At 63.9% G+C, this 3647-nt stretch carries 3 protein-coding genes; all 3 read left to right on the forward strand.

Annotated elements, in window-relative coordinates; genetic code table 11:
* The coding region (locus QOC89_RS11045) for a chemotaxis protein CheW (RefSeq protein WP_323045047.1) at nt 1-968 on the forward strand (968 nt) is incomplete at its 5' end.
* Between the two features lie 93 nt (nt 969-1061).
* Nucleotides 1062-1592 (forward strand): chemotaxis protein CheW, encoded by a 531-nt coding sequence (gene cheW / locus QOC89_RS11050; protein ID WP_323045048.1) that lies wholly within the window; start codon nt 1062-1064, stop codon nt 1590-1592.
* A gap of 75 nt (nt 1593-1667) precedes the next feature.
* Entirely contained in the window at nt 1668-3593 is a 1926-nt protein-coding gene (locus QOC89_RS11055; protein ID WP_323045049.1) for a methyl-accepting chemotaxis protein, read from the forward strand.
* The last annotated feature ends 54 nt before the right edge of the window (nt 3594-3647 follow it).

Consider the following 3647-nt stretch of genomic DNA (forward strand, 5'->3'; position numbering starts at 1 on the left):
TCAGCCGCTTCCCGCGTCTGGTGCGCGATCTGGCGGCGAAACTCGGCAAGGAAGTGGAACTCGTCACCTTCGGTCAGGCGACCGAACTCGACAAGAGCCTCATCGAACGGATCATCGATCCGTTGACTCACCTCGTGCGCAACAGCCTCGACCACGGCATCGAAACCGTGGCGGCGCGGCGCGCGGCGGGCAAGGACGGGACGGGCCAGCTGGTCCTGTCGGCGGCTCACCATGGCGGCAACATCGTCATCGAAGTGAGCGACGACGGCGCCGGTCTGCGCCGCGACAAGATTCTCGCGAAGGCGGCCAAGCAGGGCATGCAAGTCAGCGAAAGCATGACCGACGACGAAGTCTGGAACCTGATTTTCCTGCCCGGCTTCTCCACGGCGGAGCAGGTCACGGACGTCTCGGGCCGCGGCGTCGGCATGGACGTGGTGAAGCGCAACATCCAGTCGATGGGTGGTCACGTGGAAATCACCTCGCATGCGGGCAAGGGCAGCACCACGCGGATCGTTCTGCCGCTCACGCTGGCGATTCTCGACGGCATGTCGGTCAAGGTCGGCAGCGAGATTTTCATTCTGCCGCTCAACTTCGTGATGGAGTCGCTGCAACCGCGCGCCGAGGACATCTATACGGTGGCCAACGGCGAACGGGTGGTGCGCGTGCGCGGTGAGTATCTGCCGCTCGTCGCGTTGCACGAGGTCTTCAACGTCGAAGACGCCAAGCAGGAACCGACGCAAGGCATTGTCACCATCATGCAAACCGAAGGGCGCCGCTTTGCGATGCTGATCGACGAACTGGTGGGCCAGCAGCAGGTGGTCGTGAAGAATCTGGAAACCAATTACCGCAAGGTGCACGGCATTTCCGCCGCGACCATTCTCGGCGACGGCAGTGTCGCGCTGATCGTGGACGTGGCGGCGCTGAATCGCGAAACGCGCCATGCGCACGGCGCGCTGAGCCTCGCATGAGATCCGTCATGGCATTTCCAATGGCATGCGTAACGCGCGCAGTTTTCGCAACACTCACTCAATTTATTTCATCCCAACCGTTTGGGGGCTAACGTGGCAGAAGTCCAATCCATCAATTCGAACGTCGCGAACGGGACGAATGGCCGCCGCGATGCGCGGCAAGCAGAGGCCGGCGGTCAGGAATTCCTGGTCTTTACGCTCGGCGCCGAAGAGTACGGCATCGACATTCTCAAGGTGCAGGAAATCCGCGGCTACGACAACGTCACGCGTATCGCCAATGCGCCGGAGTTCATCAAGGGTGTGATCAATCTGCGCGGCATCATCGTGCCGATCGTGGATATGCGCATCAAGTTTCATCTGGGCCGTGTCGAGTACGACCATCAGACTGTCGTCATCATCCTGAACGTCGCGCATCGCGTGGTCGGGATGGTGGTGGACGGCGTGTCGGACGTGCTCACGCTCGCCACCGACCAGATCATGCCGGCACCGGAATTCGGCGCGACGCTGACGACCGAGTACCTGACGGGACTGGGCACGGTCGACGGCCGCATGCTGATCCTGATGGACATCGAGAAGCTGATGACCAGCCGCGAAATGGCGCTGATCGAATCGCTCGGCGGCTGAACGCCGAAACGCCCAAACGCCGGAACACGTCAGTCCGCGTGAGTACGAAAGATAGATCGAACAGGGAGTGCCAAGATGCTGAGCAGGTGGTCGATTCGCACATCGCTGACGATAGTGGGGATCATTCTGGTTGCGCTGACGGTCGTGGTCGGCGCGCTTGGTCTAACCGCGCTGAACGGCGCGAGTCAGTCGCTCGACCGTATCGCGCGCGGCGATCTGGTCGCCATTCACGCGATCGACGATGCGTCGTCGTACCTGTTGCGTTCGCGTCTCGCGGTGGACCGCTTCAATACGCTCTCGGCCGCCGGCAACGCGGACGAGGCGAAGAAAGCGATCGATCGCGCGCAGGAATTGCTGACCAGCGGCAATCTGAGCTGGCAGAGCTATCTCGATGCGCCGAAGAAAGGCATCGATCAGGCACTCCTCGACGACGTGGTCGCCAAGCGCGCGAGCTTGATGCATGACGGCATCGATCCGGAGTTCGCGGCGCTGAAGGCCAACGACATGGCCGCCTACCACGCCATCGCCGATACGAACATCAGCCCGATGTTCATCGCCTACGACACTGCCGCATCGGCGGTGATCAAGGCATTGCAGCAAAGCGCCGTGGATCAGCAGGCAAGCGCGCAAGCGAACATCTCGCTGATGACCTCGTTGATCATCGGCGTCACCGTAATTGCGTTGCTGCTGGTCGTGGGTATCCGCTTCGCGCTGCGTGGCCTGATCGTGCAGCCGCTGAACGATGCGACCGCGTGCTTCGAACGGATCGCGTCGGGCGACCTGTCCGAGCAGATCGAAGTATTCAGCCGCAACGAAGTCGGCCGCCTGTTCGCCGGCATCAAGCGGATGCAGGACAGCATGGCGGCGATGGTGAGGGCGGTTCACAGCAGCACCGAATCGATCGACACCGGCGCGCGCGAGATCTCCATGGGCAACACCGATCTCTCGCAACGCACCGAACAACAGGCCGCCTCGCTGCAGGAAACCGCCTCGAGCATGGAGCAGTTGACCGGCACCGTGCGTCAGAACGCCGAGAATGCGCGCCAGGCGAGCCAGCTGGCCGTCAACGCGTCGGATATCGCAACGCGCGGCGGCGACGTGGTGAGCCAGGTCGTCACCACGATGGAGGGCATCGCGGCCAGCTCCAACAAGGTCGTCGACATCATCGGCGTGATCGAGAGCATTGCCTTCCAGACCAACATTCTCGCGCTGAACGCGGCGGTCGAAGCCGCGCGGGCAGGCGAGCAGGGCCGGGGTTTCGCGGTGGTCGCGGGCGAAGTGCGCAGCCTCGCGCAGCGTAGCGCGAGCGCCGCGAAAGAGATCAAGGAACTGATCGGCGACTCGGTCGACAAGGTGCAAAGCGGCTCGGCGCTGGTCGGCCGCGCGGGTACCACGATGGGCGAGATCGTGCAGGCGGTGCGCCGCGTGACGGACATCATGGGCGAAATCAGCGCGGCTTCGGAAGAGCAGTCGGGCGGCATCGAACAGGTGAATCGCGCGGTCGTGCAGATGGACGCGGTGACGCAGCAGAACGCCGCGCTGGTCGAACAGGCCGCGGCTGCGGCGGCGTCGCTCGAAGACCAGACGCGTCAATTGCAAGCGGTGGTGAATGTCTGGAAGGTGGCCGGCGGCCAGACCCGCACCGGCGCCACCGGGGTGCGCACGCAAGCCGCGATGCGCACGAACGGCGGCACGAAGGGCAGCGCAAACAGCAACGCGGATGGCGTGACGGTCGGCGGCAAGACTGCTCAGCCGACCAGAGCACCGCAGCGGGCGCAGGGCAACGCCGCCGCGAATTCGGCTGCAAATTTGACAACGCACACGGCGACCCAGACGGCCAACCACGCAGCGCCGCCTTCGGCCACCCATGGCGCCGACGCGGCACGTGTCGAGCCGGCTCTGAAACCGAGGACGGCCCGCGCCGCAGCCGAATCCACAGTGCGTCCTGCCGCGGCAGGCACGGCGTCGGCAGGATCGGACGCGGACTGGGAAACATTCTAGGAAGCGGCACAAAGACATGCGGTCATTCGGCATCTCGCTCCATGACGGGCGAAT

The sequence above is a fragment of the Paraburkholderia sp. genome (assembly GCF_034668105.1).
GTDB lineage: Bacteria > Pseudomonadota > Gammaproteobacteria > Burkholderiales > Burkholderiaceae > Paraburkholderia.

Bases quoted from the DNA above. Each gene is read 5' to 3' on its own strand.
- QOC89_RS11055 (WP_323045049.1), top strand. From the start codon at position 1,668: ATGCTGAGCAGGTGGTCGATTCGCACATCGCTGACGATAGTGGGGATC.